Annotated in this window: 23 protein-coding genes; 10 read left to right on the top strand and 13 right to left on the bottom strand. The window is 69.4% G+C overall.

Translation table 11 applies throughout. From position 1 onward, the window contains the following. Positions 1–65: 65 nt before the first annotated feature. The 5 genes from MELE44368_RS01235 to sucB are packed head-to-tail and all read right to left on the bottom strand — an operon-like array spanning position 66 to position 5,110. Entirely contained in the window at positions 66–818 is a 753-nt protein-coding gene (locus MELE44368_RS01235; RefSeq protein WP_128106795.1) for a DUF4191 domain-containing protein, read from the bottom strand. 4 nt (positions 819–822) lie between these two features. Further along, on the bottom strand, positions 823–1,749 hold the full coding sequence (gene lipA / locus MELE44368_RS01230; RefSeq protein ID WP_046754005.1) for a lipoyl synthase: 927 nt from the start codon (positions 1,747–1,749) through the stop codon (positions 823–825). Further along, entirely contained in the window at positions 1,746–2,423 is a 678-nt protein-coding gene (gene lipB / locus MELE44368_RS01225; protein ID WP_128106794.1) for a lipoyl(octanoyl) transferase LipB, read from the bottom strand. Before lipB ends, lipA begins: the two co-directional genes overlap by 4 nt. A gap of 10 nt (positions 2,424–2,433) precedes the next feature. Continuing rightward, on the bottom strand, positions 2,434–3,342 hold the full coding sequence (locus MELE44368_RS01220) for a TIGR01777 family oxidoreductase (RefSeq protein WP_128106793.1): 909 nt from the start codon (positions 3,340–3,342) through the stop codon (positions 2,434–2,436). A gap of 19 nt (positions 3,343–3,361) precedes the next feature. Beyond that, a complete protein-coding gene (gene sucB / locus MELE44368_RS01215) occupies positions 3,362–5,110 on the bottom strand; it encodes a 2-oxoglutarate dehydrogenase, E2 component, dihydrolipoamide succinyltransferase (protein ID WP_128106792.1) in 1,749 nt (582 codons plus the stop codon). Positions 5,111–5,264: 154 nt separating this feature from the next. On the opposite strand from sucB, the gene MELE44368_RS01210 reads away from it, so the two are divergent. Both MELE44368_RS01210 and MELE44368_RS01205 read left to right on the top strand, forming a co-directional pair. Then, positions 5,265–5,621, top strand: a complete 357-nt coding sequence (locus tag MELE44368_RS01210; RefSeq protein WP_128106791.1) for an oxidoreductase — start codon at positions 5,265–5,267, stop codon at positions 5,619–5,621. A gap of 68 nt (positions 5,622–5,689) precedes the next feature. Then, complete coding sequence (locus MELE44368_RS01205; protein WP_128106790.1) at positions 5,690–7,456, top strand: SDR family oxidoreductase; 1,767 nt, start codon at positions 5,690–5,692, stop codon at positions 7,454–7,456. A gap of 87 nt (positions 7,457–7,543) precedes the next feature. Here MELE44368_RS01205 and MELE44368_RS01200 read toward each other — a convergent pair whose 3' ends face one another. Next, the gene (locus MELE44368_RS01200; protein WP_128106789.1) at positions 7,544–9,058 is read right to left on the bottom strand and encodes a leucyl aminopeptidase; all 1,515 of its coding nucleotides are present in this window, start codon (positions 9,056–9,058) and stop codon (positions 7,544–7,546) included. Between the two features lie 17 nt (positions 9,059–9,075). After that, on the bottom strand, positions 9,076–10,191 hold the full coding sequence (locus MELE44368_RS01195) for an adenylate/guanylate cyclase domain-containing protein (RefSeq protein ID WP_128106788.1): 1,116 nt from the start codon (positions 10,189–10,191) through the stop codon (positions 9,076–9,078). Between the two features lie 14 nt (positions 10,192–10,205). Between MELE44368_RS01195 and gcvT the strand changes: the two genes are divergently transcribed. Then, entirely contained in the window at positions 10,206–11,300 is a 1,095-nt protein-coding gene (gene gcvT, locus MELE44368_RS01190; RefSeq protein ID WP_128106787.1) for a glycine cleavage system aminomethyltransferase GcvT, read from the top strand. Between the two features lie 22 nt (positions 11,301–11,322). After that, the gene (locus tag MELE44368_RS01185; protein ID WP_128106786.1) at positions 11,323–12,429 is read left to right on the top strand and encodes a branched-chain amino acid aminotransferase; all 1,107 of its coding nucleotides are present in this window, start codon (positions 11,323–11,325) and stop codon (positions 12,427–12,429) included. Between the two features lies 1 nt (position 12,430). On the opposite strand, the gene MELE44368_RS01180 is transcribed toward MELE44368_RS01185, so the two are convergent. Genes MELE44368_RS01180 through MELE44368_RS01165 form a run of 4 tightly spaced genes read right to left on the bottom strand, consistent with a single transcriptional unit; the run spans position 12,431 to position 15,406 of the window. After that, entirely contained in the window at positions 12,431–13,156 is a 726-nt protein-coding gene (locus MELE44368_RS01180; RefSeq protein ID WP_128106785.1) for an adenosylcobinamide-GDP ribazoletransferase, read from the bottom strand. 8 nt (positions 13,157–13,164) lie between these two features. Then, positions 13,165–14,217, bottom strand: coding sequence for a nicotinate-nucleotide--dimethylbenzimidazole phosphoribosyltransferase (gene cobT, locus MELE44368_RS01175; RefSeq protein WP_128106784.1), 1,053 nt, complete (start codon positions 14,215–14,217; stop codon positions 13,165–13,167). Further along, complete coding sequence (locus tag MELE44368_RS01170) at positions 14,214–14,765, bottom strand: bifunctional adenosylcobinamide kinase/adenosylcobinamide-phosphate guanylyltransferase (protein ID WP_128106783.1); 552 nt, start codon at positions 14,763–14,765, stop codon at positions 14,214–14,216. Before MELE44368_RS01170 ends, cobT begins: the two co-directional genes overlap by 4 nt. A 5-nt stretch (positions 14,766–14,770) precedes the next feature. Continuing rightward, on the bottom strand, positions 14,771–15,406 hold the full coding sequence (locus MELE44368_RS01165; protein ID WP_241566443.1) for a DUF3043 domain-containing protein: 636 nt from the start codon (positions 15,404–15,406) through the stop codon (positions 14,771–14,773). Between the two features lie 177 nt (positions 15,407–15,583). Here MELE44368_RS01165 and MELE44368_RS01160 point away from each other — a divergent pair, with 177 nt between their 5' ends. Next, positions 15,584–15,946 (top strand): HesB/IscA family protein, encoded by a 363-nt coding sequence (locus MELE44368_RS01160; protein WP_128106782.1) that lies wholly within the window; start codon positions 15,584–15,586, stop codon positions 15,944–15,946. 20 nt (positions 15,947–15,966) lie between these two features. On the opposite strand, the gene MELE44368_RS01155 is transcribed toward MELE44368_RS01160, so the two are convergent. After that, positions 15,967–16,638, bottom strand: coding sequence for an Rv0361 family membrane protein (locus MELE44368_RS01155; protein ID WP_128106781.1), 672 nt, complete (start codon positions 16,636–16,638; stop codon positions 15,967–15,969). Between the two features lie 166 nt (positions 16,639–16,804). Here MELE44368_RS01155 and MELE44368_RS01150 point away from each other — a divergent pair, with 166 nt between their 5' ends. Continuing rightward, complete coding sequence (locus MELE44368_RS01150) at positions 16,805–17,782, top strand: carbohydrate kinase family protein (RefSeq protein WP_128106780.1); 978 nt, start codon at positions 16,805–16,807, stop codon at positions 17,780–17,782. Positions 17,783–17,788: 6 nt separating this feature from the next. On the opposite strand, the gene asnB is transcribed toward MELE44368_RS01150, so the two are convergent. Continuing rightward, positions 17,789–19,732 (bottom strand): asparagine synthase (glutamine-hydrolyzing), encoded by a 1,944-nt coding sequence (gene asnB / locus MELE44368_RS01145; protein WP_128106779.1) that lies wholly within the window; start codon positions 19,730–19,732, stop codon positions 17,789–17,791. 104 nt (positions 19,733–19,836) lie between these two features. On the opposite strand from asnB, the gene ctaC reads away from it, so the two are divergent. From ctaC to MELE44368_RS01125, 4 genes are all read left to right on the top strand, one after another. After that, positions 19,837–20,874, top strand: a complete 1,038-nt coding sequence (gene ctaC / locus MELE44368_RS01140) for an aa3-type cytochrome oxidase subunit II (protein ID WP_128106778.1) — start codon at positions 19,837–19,839, stop codon at positions 20,872–20,874. Positions 20,875–20,888: 14 nt separating this feature from the next. After that, positions 20,889–21,308 (top strand): cytochrome c oxidase subunit 4, encoded by a 420-nt coding sequence (locus MELE44368_RS01135; protein WP_128106777.1) that lies wholly within the window; start codon positions 20,889–20,891, stop codon positions 21,306–21,308. 177 nt (positions 21,309–21,485) lie between these two features. Continuing rightward, positions 21,486–22,340 (top strand): MmpS family transport accessory protein, encoded by an 855-nt coding sequence (locus MELE44368_RS01130; RefSeq protein ID WP_128106776.1) that lies wholly within the window; start codon positions 21,486–21,488, stop codon positions 22,338–22,340. After that, complete coding sequence (locus MELE44368_RS01125; protein WP_128106775.1) at positions 22,340–23,023, top strand: DUF2561 family protein; 684 nt, start codon at positions 22,340–22,342, stop codon at positions 23,021–23,023. The genes MELE44368_RS01130 and MELE44368_RS01125 overlap by 1 nt, the downstream gene beginning before the upstream one ends. Positions 23,024–23,228: the final 205 nt, after the last annotated feature.

The following is a 23,228-nucleotide window of genomic DNA, read 5'->3' as shown; positions in this document are numbered from 1 at the left end:
CTTGTGCTCACAAAACCGGCGATTTTGCGAACACAAGCTCAGTTTCGGCGAAGAAGGCGAGAGGGTCAGCGACGCCGGACGGTGCGCTGCACGCCGCGCATCTTGGCCTGGGCCGGCAGCGGGCCCTTCGGCATGGCGGCGGGCCCGGCCTTGGTGCCCAGCGCGGCCAACCGGGACTCCAGCGAGTCCATCTGCTTGACGGTGATGTTGGCGGGCAGCTTGTTGAGGTGCCGTTCGAGCTTGGCCAGCGGCACCTCGCCCTCGCCCTTGCCGATGATGATGTCGTAGATCGGCACGTCGCCGATGATCCGGGCGGTGCGCTTCTTCTCCTGGGCGAGCAGCGGCTTGACGCGGGTGGGGGAGCCCTCGCCGACGAAGATGACGCCGGGTCGCCCGATCACCCGGTGCACCGCGTCGAAGTGACCGGTGGCCGCGACGCCCGGTGTGACGCGCCACTTGCCGCGCATGTTCTCCAGCGCCCATGCCGCCGCCCCGGTCTGTCCTTCGGCCTTTCGGTAGACCGACTTCTGGGCGCGCCTGCCGAAGATGATGAACGCCACCAGCGCGCCGAGCACGATGCCGAGCGGAATCATCATGTAGGTGCTGAACCCGCCGGATATCAGGCCCAGCGCCACCGAGGCGCCCACGATCAGCACGAACGCGCCGATCATGTAGGGCAGCAGCCGCTTGTCCTCTTTGCGCTGGATCTGGAACGCCTGCCACAGCTGCGTGCGGCGCTGCTTGGACGCCGCTTTTCGGGCCGCCTTCGCCTCGGCCTTCGCGGCCTTGACCTCAGCGGGAGTGCGCTTCTTCGCCATTCACTCAGGATACGGACGCGGATTTGGCCTGGGCATACAGCCGCCCCGCCCGATACGACGAGCGCACTAGCGGCCCGGACAGCACCCCGGCGAACCCGAGGTCTGTGGCGAACCGCTCGTGCTCGACGAACTCATCCGGGTGCACCCAGCGTTCCACCGGGTGATGGCGCACCGAGGGCCGCAGGTACTGGGTGATGGTGACGATGTCGCAGCCTGCGTCGCGCAGATCGGTCAGCGCGGCGCGCACCTCCTCGGGCGTCTCGCCCATCCCGAGGATGAGGTTGGACTTGGTCACCAGCCCGTACGCGCGGGCCGCCGTCAGCACCTGCAGGCTGCGGTCATAACGGAATGCGGGCCGGATCCGTTTGAAGATCCGCGGCACCGTTTCGATGTTGTGCGCCAACACTTCCGGACGCGACTCGAAGACCTGCTCGAGCAGCGGGGCGGAACCGTTGAAGTCAGGGATCAGCAACTCGACGCCGGTGTCGGGGTTGAGCTCCTTGATCGCGCGCACCGTCTCGGCGTACAGCCATGCGCCGCCGTCGGGCAGGTCGTCGCGGGCCACCCCGGTGACCGTCGAGTAGCGCAGCCCCATCGTGTGCACGCTCTCGGCGACGCGGCGCGGCTCGTCGCGGTCGAGTTCGGCCGGCTTGCCGGTGTCGATCTGGCAGAAGTCGCACCGTCGGGTGCACTGCTCGCCGCCGATGAGGAAGGTGGCCTCGCGGTCCTCCCAGCACTCGAAGATGTTCGGGCAGCCGGCTTCCTCGCAGACGGTGTGCAGACCCTCGCGGCGCACCAGGGACTTCAGCTCCTGGTATTCCGGGCCCATCTTGGCGCGGGTCTTGATCCACGGCGGCTTGCGCTCGATGGGCGTCTCGGCGTTGCGCACCTCGAGGCGCAGGAGCTTGCGGCCCTCCGGGGATACGGTCACGTCGTCAATGCTACTGACAGGCGCCCGTCGAGGGCGTCGCAGACGGCCTCGGCCACGGGTCCGATCACCTCGTCGACGCCGACGCGTCGGCCCAGTTCGGCGCTGAGCGAGGTGACCCCGGCGTCGGAGATGCCGCACGGCACGATCGCGGAGAAGGCGTCCAGGTCGCAGTCGCAGTTCAGCGCGAAGCCGTGCAGCGTGGTCGCCCGCGACACCCGGATGCCGACCGCGGCGACCTTGCGGGCCGGCCGCGCCCCATCGGCAGGCACCCACACCCCGGAGCGGCCGTCGACCCGGCCCGTCGCCAGCCCGAGGTCGGCGCACACCTTGATCAGCGACTCCTCAAGGCGGCGAACGAAATTCACCACATCGATCGGTTCGGCGAGCCCGACGATGGGGTAGCCCACCAGCTGTCCCGGCCCGTGCCAGGTGATCTTGCCGCCCCGGTCGGTGTCGATCACCGGGATGTCGTCGACGGGACGCTCCTCGGGCTGGGTGCGCCGGCCCGCGGTGTACACCGACGGATGCTCGAGCAGCAGCAGTGTGTCCGGTCCGCCGGCGATGCGGGCCTCGGCGAGCTCGCGCTGCAGCTGCCAGGCGGTGCGGTAGTCAAGGCTGCCCAATCGGCGCACGTCAACCGGCGTGGACACCGACCGGATCGAGCTTGCCGCCATGCGTTTGAATCTAGTTGCCCTTGGGGCCGATGGCGAACGCCAGTGCCTCGCCGATGGTGTTGTGGTGGAACTGGAAACCCGCGTTCTCCAGCGCCGCGGGGATGGCGCGCTGACCGCACAGCAGCCCCTCGTCGGCGAACTCGCCGAGCAGGGCGCGGGCCGCGAAGCCGGGCACCATCAGCGGGGTCGGCCGGTTGAGCGCCCTGCCCAGCGCCGCGGTGAACTCGGCGTTCGTGACGGGTGCGGGCCCCGTCACGTTGATCGGGCCGGAGAGTTGGCGGTTGTTGATCGCGAACATCAGCGCCCGGACCTCGTCCTCGATGCTGATCCACGGCATGTACTGGCGGCCGTCGCCCAGCCGGGCCCCCAGCCCCAGCGAGAACAACGGCTTCAACTGGCCCAGGATCCCGCCGGACGGCGCGAGCACCAGCCCCGAGCGCGCCAGCACCACCCGCGCCCCCGACTCTGCAGCAGGCTCGGTCGCCGCCTCCCAGTCCCGGCACAGCTGCGCGAGGAACCCGGTGCCGGAGGGGGCGGATTCGTCGGTGATGCGGCTGCCGGTGTCGCCGTAGTAGCCGACCGCGCTGGCGTTGATCAGCGTCGGCACCCCGGCCGCGGCCACCCGGGCGGCCAGCACCTCGGTCGGCCCGATGCGGCTGTCGCGCAGGCTCTGTTTGAACGCTCCCGACCAGCGCTTGGCGCCGAGGCTGACACCGCACAGGTTCACCACGGCGTCCACGCCCGCCAGCGCGCCGGGATCGAACTCACCGGTGTCGGGGTTCCAGAACACCTCGTCGGCGTTCGACGGGGCCCGGCGCACGATCCGCACCACCCGGTGGTCGGTGGCGCGCAGTGCGTACACCAGCGCCGTGCCGATCAGGCCGGACGACCCCGCGATTGCGATGACGGCTTCGGACACGACAGGCGAAAGCCCTTCTCTACAGGCCCAGGTCGGCCTCGAAGGCAGCCTCTTCGAGCCGGCGCTTGATGGTGGTCAGGAACCGGCCGGCGTCGGCGCCGTCGATCAACCGGTGGTCGTAGGTCAGCGGCAGGTAGCACACCGACCGGATGCCGATCGACTCGTTGCCGAACTCGTCGGTGATCACCCGCGGCCGTTTGACGATCGCTCCGGTACCCAGCATCGCCGCTTGCGGCGGCACCAGGATCGGGGTGTCGAACAGCGCGCCCTGGCTGCCGATGTTGGTGATGGTGAACGTGCCGCCGGACAACTCGTCGGGTTTGAGATCGGCCGACCTGGCGCGCGCGGCGATGTCGGCGATCGCGCGGGCCAGCCCGGCCAGCGACAGGTCGCCCGCGTTCTTGATCACCGGGGACAGCAGGCCCTGCTCGGTGTCGACCGCGATGCCGAGGTGCTCGGCGTCGTAGTAGGTGATCTCCTTGGTTTCCTCGTTGTAGCTGGCGTTGACGTTCGGGTGCGCCTTGAGCGCGTCGACCACCGCGACCGCGATGAACGGCAGGTACGTCAGGTTGACGCCTTCCCGTTCGGCGAAGCTGGCCTTCGCACGTGCCCGCAGCGCCACGATCTTGGTCATGTCAACCTCGTGGGTCTGCGTCAATTGCGCTGTGGCCTGCAGGGATTCGCGTGTCTTCTTGGCGGTGAGCTGCCGGATGCGGCTGGCCTTCTGCGTGGTGCCGCGTAGATGCGCCAAGGCCGGCGCCGGCGTAGGCTCTGATTTGGCGGGCGCCGCCGCCGAGGGCTGCGGAGCCGCTTCGGCCGCCGGGGCCTTCTTGGCTTCGGCCGCCGCGAGCACATCCTGCTTGCGGATGCGCCCGCCGACACCGGTGCCCTTCACCGTGGTGAGGTCGATGTCGTTCTCGGCGGCCAGTTTTCGCACCAGCGGGGTGACGTAGGGCGCCGAATCGCCGGTGGGTTGCGACTTGGGTTGCGGCTTGGGTTCGGGTTTCGGCTCGGGCTTGGGTTCGGCCTTCGGCTCGGGCTTGGGCTCGGGCTCGGGTTCCGGCTCCGGCTCGGGCTCCGGTTCGGGTTCGGGTTCGGGCTTCGATTCGGGTTCGGCCGCGGGAGCCGCACCGGCCGGACCGACCTTGGCCAGCTCGCCGCCGACCTCTACGGTGTCGTCCTCTTCGGCGGTGATCGACAGCAGCGTGCCCGCCACCGGCGAGGGAATCTCGGTGTCGACCTTGTCGGTGGAGACCTCGAGCAGCGGCTCGTCGACCTCGACGGTGTCGCCGACCTTCTTCAGCCATCGGGTCACGGTGCCCTCGGTCACCGACTCGCCGAGTTCGGGCATCAACACCGGCGTCGCTTCGCCGCCGCCGTCGCCGCTCCGCGCAGGTGGCGCCGGAGTCTCGGCCGGCTCCTCCTGCTCTTCGGCGGCGGGTTCGGGCTGCGCTGCCGGCTCTTCGGCCGGCTTCTCTTCCTCGGCGGGCTGGTCCTGTTCCTCGCCGCCACCGTCGCCGCCGTCCTCGTCGGCGTCACCGATCACGGCCAACTCGCCACCCACCTCGACGGTGTCGTCCTCCTGGGCGATGATCTTCTTCACCACACCCGAAGCGGGAGAAGGGATCTCGGTGTCAACCTTGTCGGTGGACACCTCGAGCAGCGGCTCATCCTGTTCGACCGTGTCGCCCTCTTGCTTGAGCCAACGGGTGACAGTCCCTTCGGTGACGCTTTCACCGAGTGCGGGCATCTGAACGGAGATGGCCATGTATCGACTCCCTCGCTCCCTCGAACGGTCGGTCTCTTGCCGGGTCGATCGTCGCAACCCATCCTTTCACGTCTACCCATCTGGTTCGCTTCAGACCTCGCGATGATTTGCTCTGGCACTATCTTGGGAGCTAGGAGAAGGGAGTCCGACCCACGTGCGACTGTTCGGCAAGTTCCGGCGCGGCGCCCGCGGCGGCAAAGCCACCGGTGACGACCCGGCCGCCGACCTGCAGTACCTGCGCCAGTGGGTCGCCGAGCACACCGGTGTCGAGGCCTTCGTCGAACCCAAGACCACCGTCACCGACGTCACCGTCGTGCTGGTGGCCGCCGACGGCGAGTGGACGCGACGGCCGGCCGGGGGAGAGGCCGGCGCGCGGCGGCTCTCGCAGCGCCTCAACATCCCGGTCTACGACGTGCAGAAGGTCGGCTATCCCCAGCGGATGCGTGACTTCGACGAACGTCGCCGCATCGAACGCCGGCGCGCCGTCCGCAGGGAACTCGAGGAGTCCTGAGTGCGTGCCGGCCAAGCGACGGTCCTGATACGTTACCCGCGGTCCCACTAACTTCGGGTGGAGGTGTGATGGGCGACGTCACCGAGCGGTTCGTCGACAGCGCCGACGGTGTCCGCATCGCGGTATACGAGCAAGGCAACTCCGACGGGCCCGCACTGGTGCTGGTGCACGGCTGGCCGGATTCCCATGTTCTATGGGACGGCGTGGTGCCGTTGTTGGCCGACCGGTTCCGGATCCTGCGCTACGACAACCGCGGAGTCGGCAGGAGCTCGGTTCCCACGCGGGTCTCCGCTTACCGGATGTCTTGCTATGCCGACGATTTCGCGGCCGTCATCGCCGAGATGAGCCCCGGTGAGCCGGTGCACGTGCTCGCCCACGACTGGGGTTCGACGGCGGTGTGGGAATACCTGGCCCGCGCCGGGGCGCGCGACCGGGTCGCGTCGTTCACCTCGGTCTCCGGCCCGAGCGCCGATCACCTCAACCGCTACGTCATCGGCAACCTCAGACGCCCATACCGTCCGCGGCGGTTCATCCGGGCGCTGCGGCAGCTGCTGGCGTTCTGGTACATGGGGTTGTTCTCCCTACCGGTCATTGGCCCGGCGGTGGTCCGGCGGGGCTTTCGGACCGGGGTGACGACACGGCGGTTGCAGCGCGAGGGCATCACGGCGGAGCGGATCCTGCATTCCGACACGGTGGCCGCCGACGCCGTCAACAGCCTCAGGGTGTATCCGGCCAACTACTTCCGGTCGCTGGGCACCGCGAGAACCGACCACTACGTCGACGTCCCGGTGCAGCTCATCGTCAACACCGCCGACCCGCACGTGCGACCCTACGTCTACGACGACACCGACAAGTGGGTGGCGCGGCTGTGGCGCCGTGATCTGCACGCTGGGCACTGGGCGCCGATGTCGCACCCGCAGCTGCTCGCGCAGTCGGTACGCGAGCTCGTCGACCATCTCGACGGCGAACCGGCCGGCCGCGCCCTGCGCCGGGCCCAGGTCGGCAGGTCACGCGAATACTTCGGCGACACACTGGTTTCCGTGACGGGCGCCGGGAGCGGCATCGGCCGCGAGACCGCACTGGCGTTCGCCCGCGAGGGCGCTGAAGTCGTGGTCAGCGATATCGACGAGGCCGGCGCGAAAGGCACCGCCGAAAAGATCGTCGCGCGCGGCGGGGTGGCGCACGCGTACCGCCTCGACGTCGCCGACGCCGGCGCGGTGGAAGCCTTCGCCGAGAAGGTCTGCACCGAGCACGGCGTGCCTGACATCGTCGTCAACAACGCCGGCGTCGGGCACTCCGGGCTGTTCCTGGACACCCCGCGCGACGAATACGAGCGCGTGCTGGGCGTCAACTTCGGCGGGGTCGTCAACTGCTGCAGGTCCTTTGGCCGCCGGCTCGTCGACCGCGGGACCGGTGGTCACATCGTCAACATCTCGTCGATGGCCGCCTACGCCCCGCAGCAGGCGATGAACGCCTATGCCACCAGCAAGGCCGCGGTGTTCATGTTCGGCGACTGCCTGCGCGCCGAGCTGGACCAGGCCGGTGTCGGGCTCACCACCGTGTGTCCGGGGGTGATCAACACCAACATCGTGTACACCACCCGCTTCGACGCGCCCGCAGGCAAGCACGGAAACGTGGAGGCGCGGCGGGCGCAGCTGGAAAAACTGTTCGCCGCACGGCGATACGGTCCGGAGAAGGTCGCCAAGGCCATCGTCTCGGCGGTCAAGAAGAACAAGCCGATCAGACCGGTCGCGCCGGAGGCCTACTTCGTCTACGGCGCGGCGCACCTGTTCCCGCAGGCGATGCGAAGCACCGCCCGCGCCCGCGTCTTGTAACCGCTCTCGAACACCGAAACGGACGCTATGGTGGATTTGCGAGCCTTGAAACCGCCATAGCGTCGGTCTCGGCGGAGAACAGGGGGGCTAGCCGTTCGCGGCGATGTCCTCCAAGACCGCGAACATCGTGCGCGTCGGCACCCCGGTGCCGCCCTTGCCGGTGTACCCCCACGGCCCACCGGAGTTGTACGCCGGGCCGGCGATGTCGATGTGCGCCCACTGCACACCCTCGGGAACGAACTCGCGCAGATATGTGCCCGCGACCAGCATGCCCGCATAGCGCGACCCGCTGACGTTGGCCAGGTCGGCGACCGTGGACTTGAGGTCCTCCTTGAGCTCCTCGGGCAGCGGCATCGGCCAGCCGTTCTCGCCCACGCGCTGCGAGAGGTCGGCGACCCGGTCGCGGAACTCGTCGCTGCCCATCACTCCGGGCGTGCGCGCCCCCAACGCGACGGTCTGCGCGCCGGTCAGCGTCGAGGTCTCGATCAGGTAGTCGGGCTGGTCCTCGCCCGCGCGCACGATCGCGTCGGCCAGCACCAGCCGGCCCTCGGCGTCGGTGTTGAGCACCTCGACCGTGACCCCGCCGTACTGGGTGAGCACGTCACCGGGGCGCTGCGCGGTCGCCGACGGCATGTTCTCGGCCATCGGCACCGTGGCGATGACGTCGATCGGCAGCTTCTGCTTGGCGGCCAGCACCACCGTGGCGACGACGGCCGCCGCGCCGCCCATGTCCGAGGTCATGTGGTGCATGTTGGCCGCCGGCTTGATCGAGATGCCGCCGGTGTCGAACGTGATGCCCTTGCCGACCAGCGCGACCTTCTTGCCCTTGCGTTTGGCGCCCTTGTGCGTCAGCCGCACCAGGCGCGGCGGTCGCGACGAACCCTTGCCAACGCCGATGATCCCGCCGTAGCCCGCCTTCTCGAGCGACTTCTCGTCGAGGATTTCGACCTGCAGTCCCGCGGCTTCGCCCAAAGCCTTTGCGCGCTTGGCGAATTCGTCGGGAAACAGGTGACTCGGCGGCGTGTTGACCAGATCGCGTGCGGTCGCCACTGCGGTGGCGATGTCGGCGGCGCGCTGCGCGACGTCGTTCTGGCCCTTGGCCGACGTCAGCGCGGTGATCGTCCGCAACCCGGCGTCTTTGGGCGCGGTCTTCTCGCTGCGGAAGTCGGCGAACCGGTAGGCGCCGAGGATCAGCCCCTCCACCGTCGCGCTCAGGTCGGTGTCCGACAGTGTGGTCAGCGCGGTCTCGGCGCCGTTGAGCGAGCGCGCGGCCGCCCCGGCGGCGCGGCGGATGACGTCGGCGTCGTACTCGTCCCGCTGCTTGCCCAGCCCGACCGCCAACACGCTGCTCACCGGCAGCGACGGCACCACGACGCGGGTGACCTGCTCGGCGCCGCCCTTCGCGTCCAGCGACTCGAGCGCGGCCTCGATCTCGACCACGGCCTTGGTGTCGAGGAACGGGCTGGTCAGCACTTTCGGCGCGGAGTTGTCGTCGCCGTTGACCACCGGCACGATCAGCACCGACGAATCGACCTTGCGCTTGGGCAGCGAGGAACTGACGGAGACGCTGGGGGCCTGGTAACCGACGTTTGCAGGGCTCACGGGCCCTACCCTAGCCGTCAGCGGCGCGCCCGTAGATCGTAGGCCCGCACCGGGGCGTCGAAACCCTTGAGCACCAAGTCTTCCTGGGGCGCCGTTGGCCGGTTCGCCAACTGGTCGAAGACGTCGGCGGCGGCGAGGATCTGCCCGGGCGCGGCGGCCGCGACCAGCCGCGCCGCCAGGTTGACCGGATTGCCGAAGTAGTCGCCGCCCACGGCCAGCACCGAGCCGTAGCCCAGGCCCGCCCGGACCTGCAGGCCGGCCTCGCGTGCGCGCGGGTGTTCGACCAGGTCGACGGCGACCTTCACCAGCAGTTCGGGGGTCGACGTCACCCACATCACCTCGTCGCCGATGAACTTCACCACCCGGCCACCGTCGACGTGCACCAGATCGCTGACGACCCCGCCGAAATCCAGCAGCAGATCGGACAACTCGGCAGGGGAGAGCCGTTGGGTCAGCGCGGTGAAGCCGGTCAGGTCGGCGAACCCGACACCGCACATGACGATGGCGGAATCGTCGCGGATGACGCCCTCGAAATGGGCGCGGGCACTGGTGATGTGCTGGCGGAACACCGCGTCGATCAGCTCGCTGAGGCGCTGCGTGACCTCCGACACCGCGCGGTACGCCCGCGCGGTGGTGAGCTCGTCCTGCGTGTGGGTCATCTGGATGTCGGGCTGCGCGACGCGGATCATCGACGAGCCGGCCTCGGCGAGCCGCGCCATCGACGCGCCCAGCACCCGCAGAAACGCCAGCGCGGCGTCGTCGCCGACCGCCGCTTTCACCCGCACCCAGACCGTCAGCCCGTCGACGTCGGTCCGGCTCAGCGTCACGTCGTCGGGATCGGCGATGCTCAGCCCGAGCGCGGCCCACGCGTGGAACAGCTCGTCGAGCGACACGCCGAGCTCCTCGGCGGCGCTGCGCAGGCTGAACCGCGGGGGCCCCGACCACTGCAGCACGTCACCGGCGAGGCCGAAAAGCCGTCCGCGTCGCTCGGCCGCGACCATCTCTTCCGCGGTGAACCCGAGCCCGTCGAGGTATTCCAGCAGGGCGGCCCGGCGGTGCGCGTCGGCGATGCCCGCGGCCTGCAGCGCGTCGAGATCAACCACGGCACAAGTGTGACAAGCGCACCGCCACATTAGGGTGGATCGGCGTGAGCGACATATCGAAGGGCCCGCTGGAAGACCGGCACCGCGAACTCGGGGCCAGTTTCGCCGAGTTCGGCGGTTGGCTGATGCCGGTCTCCTATGCGGGAACGGTCACCGAGCACACCGCGACGCGCACCACCGTCGGCCTGTTCGACGTCAGCCATCTGGGCAAGGCGCTGGTGCGCGGACCGGGCGCCGCCGAGTACGTCAACTCCGCGTTCACCAACGACCTGCGCCGGATCGGGCCCGGCAAGGCGCAATACACGTTGTGCTGCAACGCATCCGGCGGGGTGATCGACGATCTGATCGTCTACTACGTCTCCGACGAGGAGATCTTCCTGGTGCCCAACGCCGCCAACACCGCCGCCGTGGTGGCCGCGTTGCAGCAGCGTGCGCCGGCAGGCATCACGGTCACCGACGAGCACCGGTCCTACGCCGTGCTCGCTGTGCAGGGGCCCAAGTCCACCGATGTGGTCGACGCGCTGAAGCTGCCGACCGACATGGACTACATGGGCTACGTCGACGCCGAGTTCGAAGGCGTCCCCGTGCGCGTGTGCCGCACCGGCTACACCGGTGAGCACGGTTACGAACTGCTGCCGCCGTGGGACCAGGCGCAGGTGGTCTTCGACGCGCTGGTCGAGGAGGTACGAGCCGCCGACGGCGAATTGGCCGGCCTCGGCGCGCGCGACACGCTGCGCACCGAGATGGGCTATCCGCTGCACGGCCACGAACTCTCGCCGGAGTTCTCGCCGCTGCAAGCACGCTGCGGTTGGGCGATCGGCTGGCGCAAGGACGAGTTCTGGGGCCGCGACGCGCTGCTGGCTGAAAAGGAAGCCGGGCCCGCGCGGTTGTTGCGCGGGCTCAAGGCGGTCGGGCGCGGGGTGCTGCGCGCCGACCTCACCGTGCTCGACGGGGACCGCGTGGTCGGGGTGACGACGTCGGGAACGTTCTCTCCGACTTTGAAAGTCGGGATCGCCCTGGCGCTGATCGACGCGGCCGCCGACGTCGCCGACGGCCAGCGCGTCACGGTCGACGTGCGCGGCAGGCCCATCGAATGCGAGGTCGTCAAGCCCCCGTTCGTGGAGGCGAAAACTCGGTAGTCAGCGCATATACAATCGCTGCATGACTGACGGCCCCCTCGAGTTCACGGTTGAGCGCAACGCGACTCCGGCGAGCGACGAGGTACGGGCATCGATTCTGGCCAACCCCGGGTTCGGCCAGTACCACACCGACCACATGGTCTCGATCGACTACGTCGAGGGCAAGGGCTGGCACAACGCCCGCGTGGTTCCGTACGGCCCCATCGAACTGGACCCGTCGGCGATCGTGCTGCACTACGCCCAAGAGGTGTTCGAGGGCCTGAAGGCCTACCGGTGGGCCGACGGGTCCATCGTGTCGTTCCGGCCGGAGGCCAACGCGCGCCGGCTCGGCACGTCGGCACGCAGGCTGGCCATACCCGAACTGCCCGAAGGCATGTTCATCGACTCCCTGCGCCAACTGATCGCCCTCGACCAGGCCTGGGTTCCGCCAGCGGGCGGCGAGGAGTCGCTGTATCTGCGGCCGTTCATCTTCGCCACCGAAGCCGGCCTCGGGGTGCGCCCGGCCAACGAGTACCGCTACATGGTGATCGCCTCACCCGCGGGCGCCTACTTCAAGGGCGGGGTCAAACCGGTCAGCGTGTGGCTGTCGACTGAATACGTGCGGGCCTGCCCGGGCGGCACCGGCGCGGCCAAATTCGGCGGCAACTACGCCGCGTCGCTGCTGGCCCAGGCGCAGGCCACCGAGAACGACTGCGATCAGGTCGTGTGGCTCGACGCCGCCGAACGCCGCTTCATCGAGGAGATGGGCGGGATGAACCTGTTCTTCGTGTTCGGCAGCGGCGGATCGGCCCGGCTGGTCACCCCCGAGCTCAGCGGTTCCATTCTGCCCGGCGTCACTCGAGATTCCTTGCTGCAGTTGGCAACTGACGCCGGTTTCGCCATCGAGGAACGCAAGATCGACGTCGAGGAGTGGCAGAAGAAGGCCGCCGCGGGCGAGATCACCGAGGTGTTCGCCTGCGGCACCGCCGCCGTCATCACCCCGGTCGCGCGGGTCAAGCACGCCGAGGGCGAGTTCACCATCGCCGACGGCGGCCCGGGGGAGATCACGATGGCGCTGCGGGACACGCTCACCGGCATCCAGCGCGGCACGTTCGCCGACACCCACGGCTGGATGGCCCGGCTGAACTGAGTCAGCCGATCGCCAGGCCGACGGCGGTCAACGTCGTCGTGATCTCGACCGCCGCGCCCAGCACGTCACCGGTGATGCCGCCGAACCGGCGCACGCAGTGCGCGACCAGCAGCGCGGCGCACCCCAGCGCGACGAGGACCGCCACCGGGCCCTGCCACGGGCGCGGCCCGGCCAGCACCGCCAAGCCCGCCACCGCCAGCACCCACAGCGCCACCACGGCCGGCGGCTGGGTGCCCGCCACCCGGGCGCCGAGGGAGCTGCCCGCCGCGGCGGGTACCGACCTGCGACACGCCGCGACCGCGGCCACCCGGCCGGCCGTCACCGCGACCACCACGCCGACCGCGCCGAGTTCGGCCAGCGCGAACGCCTGGGCCAGAATCACCACGACCACCGCAGCGACGCCGAACGGGCCCGCCGAGCCGTCGCGCATCCCCGCCAGCGCCCGCTGCGGGGATCCGTAACTGCCCAGCCCGTCGGCGGTGTCGGCCAGCCCGTCGATGTGCAGCCCGCGCGTCGCGATCAGCAGCACGGCCACCGCCGCCACACCGCCCAACGCGCTGCCGGGACCGAACGCCACGCCGGCCACCCACAGCGTGCCCGCGGCCAGGGCGCCCAGCGCCAGGCCCACGAGCGGCAGCGCGGTCAACGCGCCCCGCCCGACGGGCGCGGAGCCGCGCACCGGCGCGATGCTGGCGAACGCGAACGCCGCGGTGAGCGAGCCGATCACCTGGACTCTCACTCCTCGGCGGCGCGGCTGATGCCGGCTTCGTCGAACGTCGCCATCGACGCCAGCGCGGCCACCGCGGCCCGCAGAATCGGCAGCGCGACCGCGGCGCCGGTGCCCTCGCCCAGCCGCATTCCCATGTCGACGATCGGGTCCAGCCCCAGGTGCTGCAGCGCGACCGCGTGCGCGGGCTCGGCGGAGCGGTGGCCGGCCTGCCACCACTGCCGGGCACCCGGCGCCAGCTGCTCGGCTACCAGCGCGGCGGCGCTCACCACCAGCCCGTCCAGCAGCACCGGGGTGCGGCGCACGGCGGCCTGCGCGCAAAACCCCGCCATCGCCGCCACATCGGCGCCGCCGCACATCCGCAGCAGCGCAACGGGATCCCCGCCGGACGCGCGTGAGCGATACAGCGCGTCACGGATCGCGGCGGTCTTGCGCGCCCACCCGGTGTCGTCGACGCCGGTGCCTCGGCCCACCACGGCGACGGGTTCGGAATCGGTCAGCGCCGCGATCAAAGTCGTTGCCGGCGTGGTGTTCCCGATTCCCATGTCGCCGGCGATCAGCAGGTCCGCGCCGGAATCCACCTCGTTGTCGGCGATCTGGCGACCGGCCTGCAGCGCGGCGAGCACCTCCTGCGCGCTCAACGCGTCCTCGACGGCGATGTTGCCGCTGCCGCGACGCACCTTGTGCTTACCGATCGACGCCGACGGTGACTGCTCGACGTCGACGGCGATATCGGCCACCCGCACCGTCGCCCCGGCGACCTCGGCGATCACGTTGATCGCCGCGCCACCGGCTTCGAAGTTGGTCAGCATCTGCGCGGTCACCTCGGTCGGATACGCCGACACCCCGGCCGCCGCCACGCCGTGGTCACCGGCGAACACCACCACCCGGGCTCTTTGGAACGGTCGCGGCGGGCAGCTGCCCTGACACGCGGCCACCCACACCGACAGGTCCTCCAGCCGGCCCAGGGAACCCGGCGGTTTGATCAGCCGGTTCTGCCGGGCGCGCGCGGCCGCGGCGGCTTCCTCGTCGGGTGCGGCGACGGCGGGAAAGTCGGTCACCGGCGCGCCTCCGCCCGCGCGGCGTCCTTGACGGTGACGGGCTGACCGGCGACGACGAGCACCACCCGCTCGCACGCGGCGGCCAGCCGCTGGTTGAGCAGGCCCAGTTCGTCGGCGAAGCGCCGTCCCGCCTCGGTGGGCGGCACCACGGTCAACCCGACCTCGGGGCTGACCAGCGCCAGCGGCGACGCGAACCCACGCACCGCGTCGAGCAGGTCATCGACGGCGTCGGACACCGACCCCCCGCTCCATGCGCCCGCGCGGTCCATCGCCGCGGTCAGCCAGGACCCGATGTCGTCGACGAGCGTGGCGGTGCCTGCGGCCGAGCGCAGTTGCGTTGCCACATCGGTCGTTTCGACCGTCGACCAGGACCTCGGCCTGCGGTCGCGGTGCGCGGCCAGCCGGGCCTCCCACTCGGCGTCCCCGGCGGGGTCCGGCCCGGTGGCCAGATAGCAGACCGGCTGCGAGCCGGTGACGGTCGCCGCGATCGCCGACTCGGCCCATCGGGACTTGCCCGACCGGATGCCGCCGAGCACCAGGGTGCGCACCGGTCTCAGATGACCTTGTCGCCGCGGTTGACCTGCGGGCGAGGCGCGCGCATACGACGTAGTTGCGAAGCGCGGCTGGCCGCGTAAAAGCCCAGCCGCCAACCGGTTTCGTTGTTGCCGGGGAACTTCGCGTCGACAAGGCGGTTCACCTTGCGGCCCAGTACGAACCCGTCGATCACCATGATCAGCACGAGCAGCAGCATCGCGGGGGAGATCAGGCGCTGCACCTCCACCGACGGCACCGACAGCATGACGAAGATCAGCGCGAGCGCGCTGGGCATGAACAGGCCGAGCACGTTGCGGCGCGCGTCGACCACGTCGCGCACGAACTTGCGGACCGGGCCCTTGTCCCGCGGCAGCAGGTAGGCGTCCTCGCCGGCCATCATCTTCTCGCGGCGTTCGGCCATCTCGGCGCGGCGTGTGAGTTTCTCGGCCTTGCGTTCCTCGCGGGTCAGCGTCTTGCGCATCTCCTTGCGGCGCCGGCGCGCCTCGGCGGTGGTCATCGGGGCCGGCGCCACCGGACCACGTCTGCGGCTGGCCTGGCTGCGCTTGGGCGTCGGCCGACCTTTGGGCGGGGTGGTGCGCGATGGGGCGCCGGCGGAGGTGTCGGCGCCCGAAGCCTCGGTGGTGTCTTCGGACACATCTGTTTCCGGTGTTTCGTCGTCGCGCTTCTTGCGGCCCAGCAGGTTCACGCCTGCCAGGTTACTTCCGCGGTGTCGCGACGCTGCGGTGAGCTGTGGACAAACTCGGGAATAGCAGCGAGAGGAGGTACCGTTGTTTAGGTACGCCGCACATGCTGAGGCTTTACAGGAGACGTAATGACAGTTCAGGACGAGTCGTCAACCGGAACCGCCACCCATGGCGTCACCCTCAGCGACGCTGCCGCAGCCAAGGCCAAGGCGTTGCTCGACCAGGAGGGACGCGACGACCTCGCGCTGCGCATCGCTGTACAGCCGGGCGGCTGCGCCGGGCTGCGCTACAACCTCTTCTTCGACGACCGGACCCTCGACGGTGACCTGACCGCGGAGTTCGGCGGCGTCAGCCTGACCGTGGACCGGATGAGCGCACCCTACGTCCAGGGCGCCGTCATCGACTTCGTCGACACCATCGAGAAGCAGGGCTTCACGATCGACAACCCGAACGCCACCGGCTCGTGCGCCTGCGGCGACTCGTTCAACTGACCTTCAACTGACCTGAGCCCTCAGTACTGGCCGGTGCGGGGCAGGTACGAGCACACCAGCACCTCGTTGTCGTAGGCCAGTAGCTGCGCGACGGCCTGCTGCTCTTGTGGGCGTGGTTGGCCCCGCCTGCCGGTGCTGGCCGGCGTGACGCTCATCGTGAACAACACCTGCGCCTGATGCGGTGAGGACCTCACCATCTTGTCGATCGACGCCACCTGCGCCTGGCTGTACTGCTTGCGGAACGCGTCGCTGGACAGGCCGGCCAGGGCCAGATCGGAGCGTCGTTCCTTGACCGCGTCGAACAGCCCGCACAGCGTGTGCCGGGCGACGGTCTCGTCGTCGCCGTTCGACAGGGCGTCCAGGTACTCCTGGATGGCCGCCTTCGCCGACGCCTCGGTGAGCGCCCCGGACGCCGGTGCGCTGTCGCCGCCGCGGTCGGCCAGCACGAGCGCGGCCACCAGGCCGCCGATCACCACCAGCGCCAGCACGGCGCCGACGATCACCGGCCAGCGGCGCCTCTTCCGGTACTGCACCGGCGGCGGCAGCATGCCCGGATACGCCGCACCCGCATCATCGGGATATGGCTGCGCACCGGTTCCCGATGGCGGAAAAGGCTGCTGGGGAAAGGGCTGTGGGTACGTTTGCGGACCTGCCGGACCGGCACCGTATTCGGGCGGATACGGACCGGCCATAGATTTGCTCCCCGGGGGTGTGCGTCGGAATGTGCCTGTCTACAGTGACCGGGCGGACACTTGTAGGCAGGTTAGCGCACTTGTCACGGGGTCCCACGGCAACAAGGGTGAACCCCGGGCTGGATGAAGTTATCTAGGCGGCTTAACTGATGAAGGGTGACGATTCGTGACCATTGCGGTGACCGGATCCATTGCGACCGACCATCTGATGAGGTTCCCCGGCCGGTTCTCTGAACAGCTGCTGGCCGATCACCTGCAGAAGGTGTCGCTGAGCTTTCTGGTCGACGATCTGGTGATCCACCGCGGCGGCGTCGCCGGGAACATGGCCTACGCGGTCGGTGTGCTCGGCGGGGACGTGGCGCTGATCGGCGCGGCCGGTCAGGACTTCGACGACTATCGCGTCTGGCTCCAGCAGGTGGGGGTCGACTGCGACAGCGTGCTGATCTCCGACTCCGCCTACACCGCCCGGTTCGTGTGCACGACCGACGACGACATGGCGCAGATCGCGTCGTTCTACCCGGGCGCGATGTCGGAGGCCCGCAACATCTCGCTGGCCGACGTCGTGAAGCGGGTAGGCACACCGGAACTGGTCATCATCGGCGCCAACGACCCCGACGCGATGTTCTTGCACACCGAGGAGTGCCGCAAGCTGGGGTTGGCGTTCGCCGCCGATCCGTCGCAGCAGCTGGCCAGGCTGAACGGGGAGGAGATCCGCCGGTTGATCAACGGCGCCACCTACCTGTTCACCAACGACTACGAGTGGGACCTCCTGCTGCAGAAGAGCGGCTGGAGCGAGGCCCAGGTGATGAGCCAGATCGGTTTGCGCGTCACGACTTTGGGGCCCAAAGGGGTCGACCTGGTCAGCTCGGACGGGCAGTTCATCCACGTCGACGTCGTACCCGAGAAGTGTCAGGCCGATCCGACCGGGATCGGCGACGCGTTCCGGGCGGGTTTCCTCACCGGGCGCAGCGCGGGCCTGGGCCTGGAGCGCTCCGCGCAGCTGGCGTCGTTGGTCGCGGTGCTGGTGTTCGAGGCGCCGGGGCCGCAGGAGTGGACATGGAACCGCGACGAGGCGGTGCAGCGCCTCACCGACGCCTACGGCGCCGAGGCGGCCCAGGAGATCAACAAGGCGCTCGCCAAGTAGCCGGTCTCACAGCTGGACCGGGTAGGTCGGCTCGCTGATCTGTGGGGTGATGCTGCGCTCGACGAAGATCGCGTGCCACAGTAAAAAGATCAGCACCGTCCACAGCCGGCGGCTGTGATCGCTTGTGCCGCTGCGGTGTTCGTCGAGCATGGTGCGCACGGCGGCCAGGTCGATGAGCTCACCGGCCTGCGACGAGCCCACCATCGCGTGCGCCCAGTCCAGCAGGTCTCCGGCCCGCAGCCAGTGCCTGATCGGTACGGGAAAGCCCAGTTTCGGCCGGTTGAGCACGTGCGCAGGCACGATCGGTTCCAACGCGCGTCGCAGCGCGTACTTTGTGGTGGCACGGGTGATCTTCTGGTCGAACGGCAGTCGTGAGGCCACCGCGAACACCTCGGGGTCCAGGAACGGCACCCGCAGCTCCAGCGAATTGGCCATGGTCATCTTGTCGGCCTTGACCAGGATGTCGCCGCGCAGCCAGGTGAACAGGTCGATGTGCTGCATGCGCGCCACCGGGTCGGCGCCCTTCGACGCGGCGTAGAGCGGTGCGGTGATGTCGGTGTGCGTCCACTCCTCGCGGAAACCCGGCAGCACGGCGCGCAACTGCTCGTCGGAGAAACTGCGGGCGTTGCCGTAGTAGCGCTCCTCGAGCGTGAGCGATCCGCGGTGCAGCAGGCTCTTGCCGCGCATCCCTTCGGGCAGCGGGCGCGACGCCCTGCCGAGCGACCGTCGCACCGGCCGGGGGAGGTAGTCAAAAGCGCGCAGCGACAAAGGTTCCCGGTAGATGGTGTAGCCGCCGAACAGCTCGTCGGCGCCTTCGCCGGACAGCACCACCTTCACGTGCTTGCGGGCTTCGCGGGCGATGAAGAACAACGGCACCAGCGCCGGGTCGGCCACGGGTTCGTCGAGGTACCACACGATTTCGGGAAGCGCGTGGACGAACTCGGTCTGGCTCACCACCTTGGTGACGTGCCGGGCGCCGATCGCCTCGGCCGACGCGACCGCCACGTCGACCTCGGAGAACCCCTCGCGTTCGAAGCCGGTGGTGAAGGTGATCAGCCGCGGGTTGTGGCGCATGGCCAGCGCGGCGATGGCGGTGGAATCGATACCGCCGGACAGGAATGCGCCCACCGTGACATCGGCCCGCATGTGCTTGGCGACCGAATCCTCGAGTACCGCCGTGATCTCGTCGTAGCGGGCCTGCTCCTCGCCGGCGCGGAACGGCACCGGGGTGAACCGCGGCGTGAAGTAGCGCGTCACCTGCGGCGTCCCGCCGGGCCGCACCCGCGCGTAGCTGCCCGACTCCAGCCTGCGCACCCCGCGCTGCAGCGTCTCGGGCTCGGGCACGTACTGCAGCACGGTGTAGTGCTGCAGCGCACGCGGATCCAGGGTCTGGTCGACGCCGAGCGTGTCGGCGAGTTCCAGCAGGCACTTCTTCTCGCTGCCCACCACGGTGCCGCCCGGGCCGGTCGCCATGAACAGGGGTTTGATGCCGAACGGGTCTCTGGCGCAGAACATCTCGTTTTGCACCGTGTCCCACAGCGCGAACGCGAACATGCCCCGCAGCCGGTTCAGCGCCCCGGTGCCCCAATGGTGATAGGCGGCGATGATGACCTCGCTGTCGCCGTCTGTGGCGAACACCACGCCGAACTCGGCGCGCAGCGCCTCCCGGAGTTCCAGGTAGTTGTAGATCTCCCCGTTGAACACCAGGACGTAGCGGTCAGGGGACTCCGGCGGGCCCCAGCGCAACGGCTGGTGGCTGTGCGCGATGTCGATGATCGACAACCGGTTGAATCCGAGCACGCTCACGGGGCGCCGCGGGTCGTCGACCCACGCGCCCGGCTCGTCCGGCCCACGGTGGCGCATCAGGTGAGCGGCCGCAGAAACCTCGTCGACCAGGCCAGATGGCACATCTGCGGACGGATTACGCACCACGGCCAACAGTCCGCACACGGCGCCAGTATGCCGAATACCGAGGTGCGTCGAGACCAGCACCCGGTCGTGGTCTACGCTGCGTAGTATTCGGCCTGGCTCACGACTTCTAGGGAGGCTCCAGCGTGACACCTCGCGTGTTCCGGGTGGCGGCGTTGTCGGTCGTCCTGGGTGGCACGGCACTGCTGCTCAGCGGCTGCAGCTGGTCTGACGTTTTAGGCCTCGGCTGGCCTAAGGGCATCACCCCGGAGGCGCACCTGAACCGGGAGCTGTGGATCGGTTCGGTGATCGCGTCTCTGGTGGTCGGTTCGATCGTGTGGGGCCTGGTCTTCTGGAGCGCCGCGTTCCACCGGAAGAAGAAGACCGACACGGAGTTGCCGCGCCAGTTCGGCTACAACATGCCGCTGGAGCTGGTGCTGACGGTCGTGCCGTTCCTGATCATCTCGGTGTTGTTCTACTTCACCGTGGTGGTGCAGGAGAAGATGCTGCACGAGGAGCCCAACCCCGAGGTCATCGTCGACGTCACGGCGTTCCAGTGGAACTGGAAGTTCGGCTACCAGAAGGTCGATTTCGCCGACGGCACCTTCACCTACGACGGCGCCGACCCGGAGCGCAAGGCCGCGGTGGCGTCGGGTCCCGAGGGCCTGGAGGGCCCGCACGGCGGCGAGTACGGCACGATCGCGGGTAAGAACCCCGAGGACCGCACCTACCTGAACTTCGACAAGGTCGAGACCCTGGGTACCTCCCACGAGATCCCGGTGCTGGTGTTGCCCGTCGGCAAGCGCGTCGAGTTCCAGATCGCCTCCGCCGACGTCATCCACGCGTTCTGGATCCCCGAGTTCCTGTTCAAACGCGACGTGATGCCCAACCCGGAGGCCAACAACTCCGACTACACGTTCCAGGTCAGCGAGATCAACAAGACCGGCGCGTTCGTGGGCCGTTGCGCGGAGATGTGCGGCACCTACCACGCGATGATGAACTTCGAACTGCGGGTGGTGGAGCCCAACGACTTCAAGGCGTACCTGCAGCAGCGCATCGACGGCGCGACCAACGCCGAGGCGCTCAGGGCGATCAACCAGCCACCGACGGCGATCACCACGAGGCCGTTCGACGTCCGCCGCGGCGAGCAGGCACCGCCGATCGCCGACGCCAGCAACAAGTAGGGGTAGGGCCAGAGATGCATCTCGAAGCCAGGTTGTTCGAGTTCCTGACCGCGTTCTTCGTGCTGTCCGCGATCGTCTACGGGACCCTGACCCATCTGTTCGGCCCCGGCGGCGTGGAGTGGGCAGGCACGACGGCGCTGGTGATGACCGCCGGGCTGACCCTGATCACCGGCACCTTCTTCCGGTTCGTGGCGCGGCGCCTGGACACCCGCCCCGAGGATTACGAGGACGCCGAGATCAGCGACGGTGCGGGGGAGTTGGGCTTCTACGCCCCGCACAGCTGGTGGCCGGTGATGATCGCGCTGTCGGCCTCGGTCGCCGCCGTCGGGCTGGCCCTGTGGCTGCCGTGGCTGATCGTGGCCGGGGTCTGCTTCGTGATCACGTCCGTGGCCGGCCTGGTGTTCGAGTACTACACCGGCCCGGAAAAGCACTGATCGACGTCGGGTCGACGGCACCCAAAAGGTCACAATCGGGCCACCACTTTGTCGGCTTACCGCGCGGTCGGGCTCATCGACGTTTCGCGTTTGGGTAATGTTGCCGAGGCACGGTCGAGCCGCTTACGGCCAGGAAGAACCCCGCGCCGATTGAGTAGTCGAGAAGGATAGGCGTACATGAGCGGGCCGAATCCCCCGGATAACGAAGGTTCGGATTTCGGAGGTCAAGAGCCGGGCAGCCAACCGGCCTCCGACCAGCCCGGCGCTTCCGATACCGATCAGACGGATTTCTACTCGCAGGCGTACTCCGCGCCAGAGTCCGAGCAGTTCACCAGCGGCCCCTACGTACCCCCTGACGCGTCGCTGTACGACTACGACAGCTACGAGCAGACCGACCTGGTCGAACCGCCTCCGCCGCCCCGGTGGCCCTGGGTGGTGGGTGTTGCGGCCATCATCGCCGCCATCGCGCTCGTCGTGTCCGTGTCGGTCCTGGTAACCCGCACCGACACCAGCAACATGGCCACCCCCGAGACGTCCACCAAGACGCCGCCACCGCCGATACAGGACGAGATCACCACGACCACCCCGCCGCCGCCACCGCCGACGACGGAGCCGCCGCCACCACCGCCGCCGGAGACCGTGACGGTGACGCAGGAGCCGCCACCGCCACCGCCGCCGGCCCCGGAACCCACCCCCGAAGCGCCGCCGCCGGCGCCGGAGACCACGCCGCCGCCAGCCCCGCCAACGACCACGCAGGCGGGTCCGCGGCAGGTGACGTATTCGGTGACGGGCACCAAGGCGCCCGGCGACATCATCACCGTGACCTACATCGATGCCGCCGGCCGCAGCCGCACCCAGCGCAACGTCTACATCCCGTGGTCGCTGACCGTGACACCGATCTCGCAGTCCGAGGTCGGCTCGGTGCAGGCATCCAGCCTCTTCTTGGTCAGCAGGCTCAACTGCTCGATCACCACGAGCGACGGCACGGTGCTGTCCTCCAACACCAACAACGCTGCACAGACGAGCTGCTGATGACATATGACACCGATTCGGCGGGCCGATCCCGGCTGACCGCAGGGCTGGACCCCGCCGAGCTCGACCAAATCGACCGCATCCTGCTGGGCGCGTGCGCGGCCATCTGGCTCATCGCGCTGGGGACCGGGGTCGCCGCCACGGTGGCCCTGGTCAACCTGGGCCGCGGGCACGCCGAGCCCACCGGCGACTCCGGCACGCCCTGGGTGCTGTACCTCATCATCGCGGTGTCCGCCCTGGTGATCGCCGGCGCCGTTCCGCTGCTGATGCGGGCCCGCCGCGAGGCGTCGGCCGACGCCCGGCCCGCCGCGCCCGCCGACGAGCCGTCCGGCCCGAGCGAGGCCGCGCCGCCCGCCCGCGGCGCGGAGGCGCCGACCGAGAAGCTTCAGTCGCTCAGCGCGGCCGCCACCGCCGACTACGCCGCCCCACGCATGCAGCGCACGGCGACCCCGACCCCGATGGAGGCGGCCGTCGACCAGCTCTGGCTGCGCTACGCGCTGGTGATGGCCTGTGCGATCGGCGTCGCGATGGTGGCGATCGGGGTGGCCACCTATCTGATGGCCGTCGACAGCAACGTGGCCGCATGGGTGTTCTACGTGCTGGCCGGCCTCGTCACGGTCGCGATGCCCGTCGCGCCGTGGTACTTCCTGCGTGAGCTGCACACGGTGGCCGAGGCCGCATAGCGTCGCGGTGCGCCGGGTGTCCACGCGGCGATGCCCGTGGTGCGCGCGAGGTGTGCGCGAGTTTCTACCTCAGGGCTGTGATGACACACCGCGGCACGACCGTGGTGCAGAATTCAGTGCATAAGGGCGCATAGGCCGGCGCATAAGCCAGCGCATAAGCCTGGCCTCTGACCCACAGGTGCGCTGACGCGAAAGTCCCCAACAC

Source organism: Mycolicibacterium elephantis DSM 44368 (assembly GCF_004014805.1).
Classification (GTDB): domain Bacteria; phylum Actinomycetota; class Actinomycetes; order Mycobacteriales; family Mycobacteriaceae; genus Mycobacterium; species Mycobacterium elephantis.
Note: the sequence above shows the minus strand (reverse complement) of the source record. Positions and strands in the feature narration are given on the sequence as shown.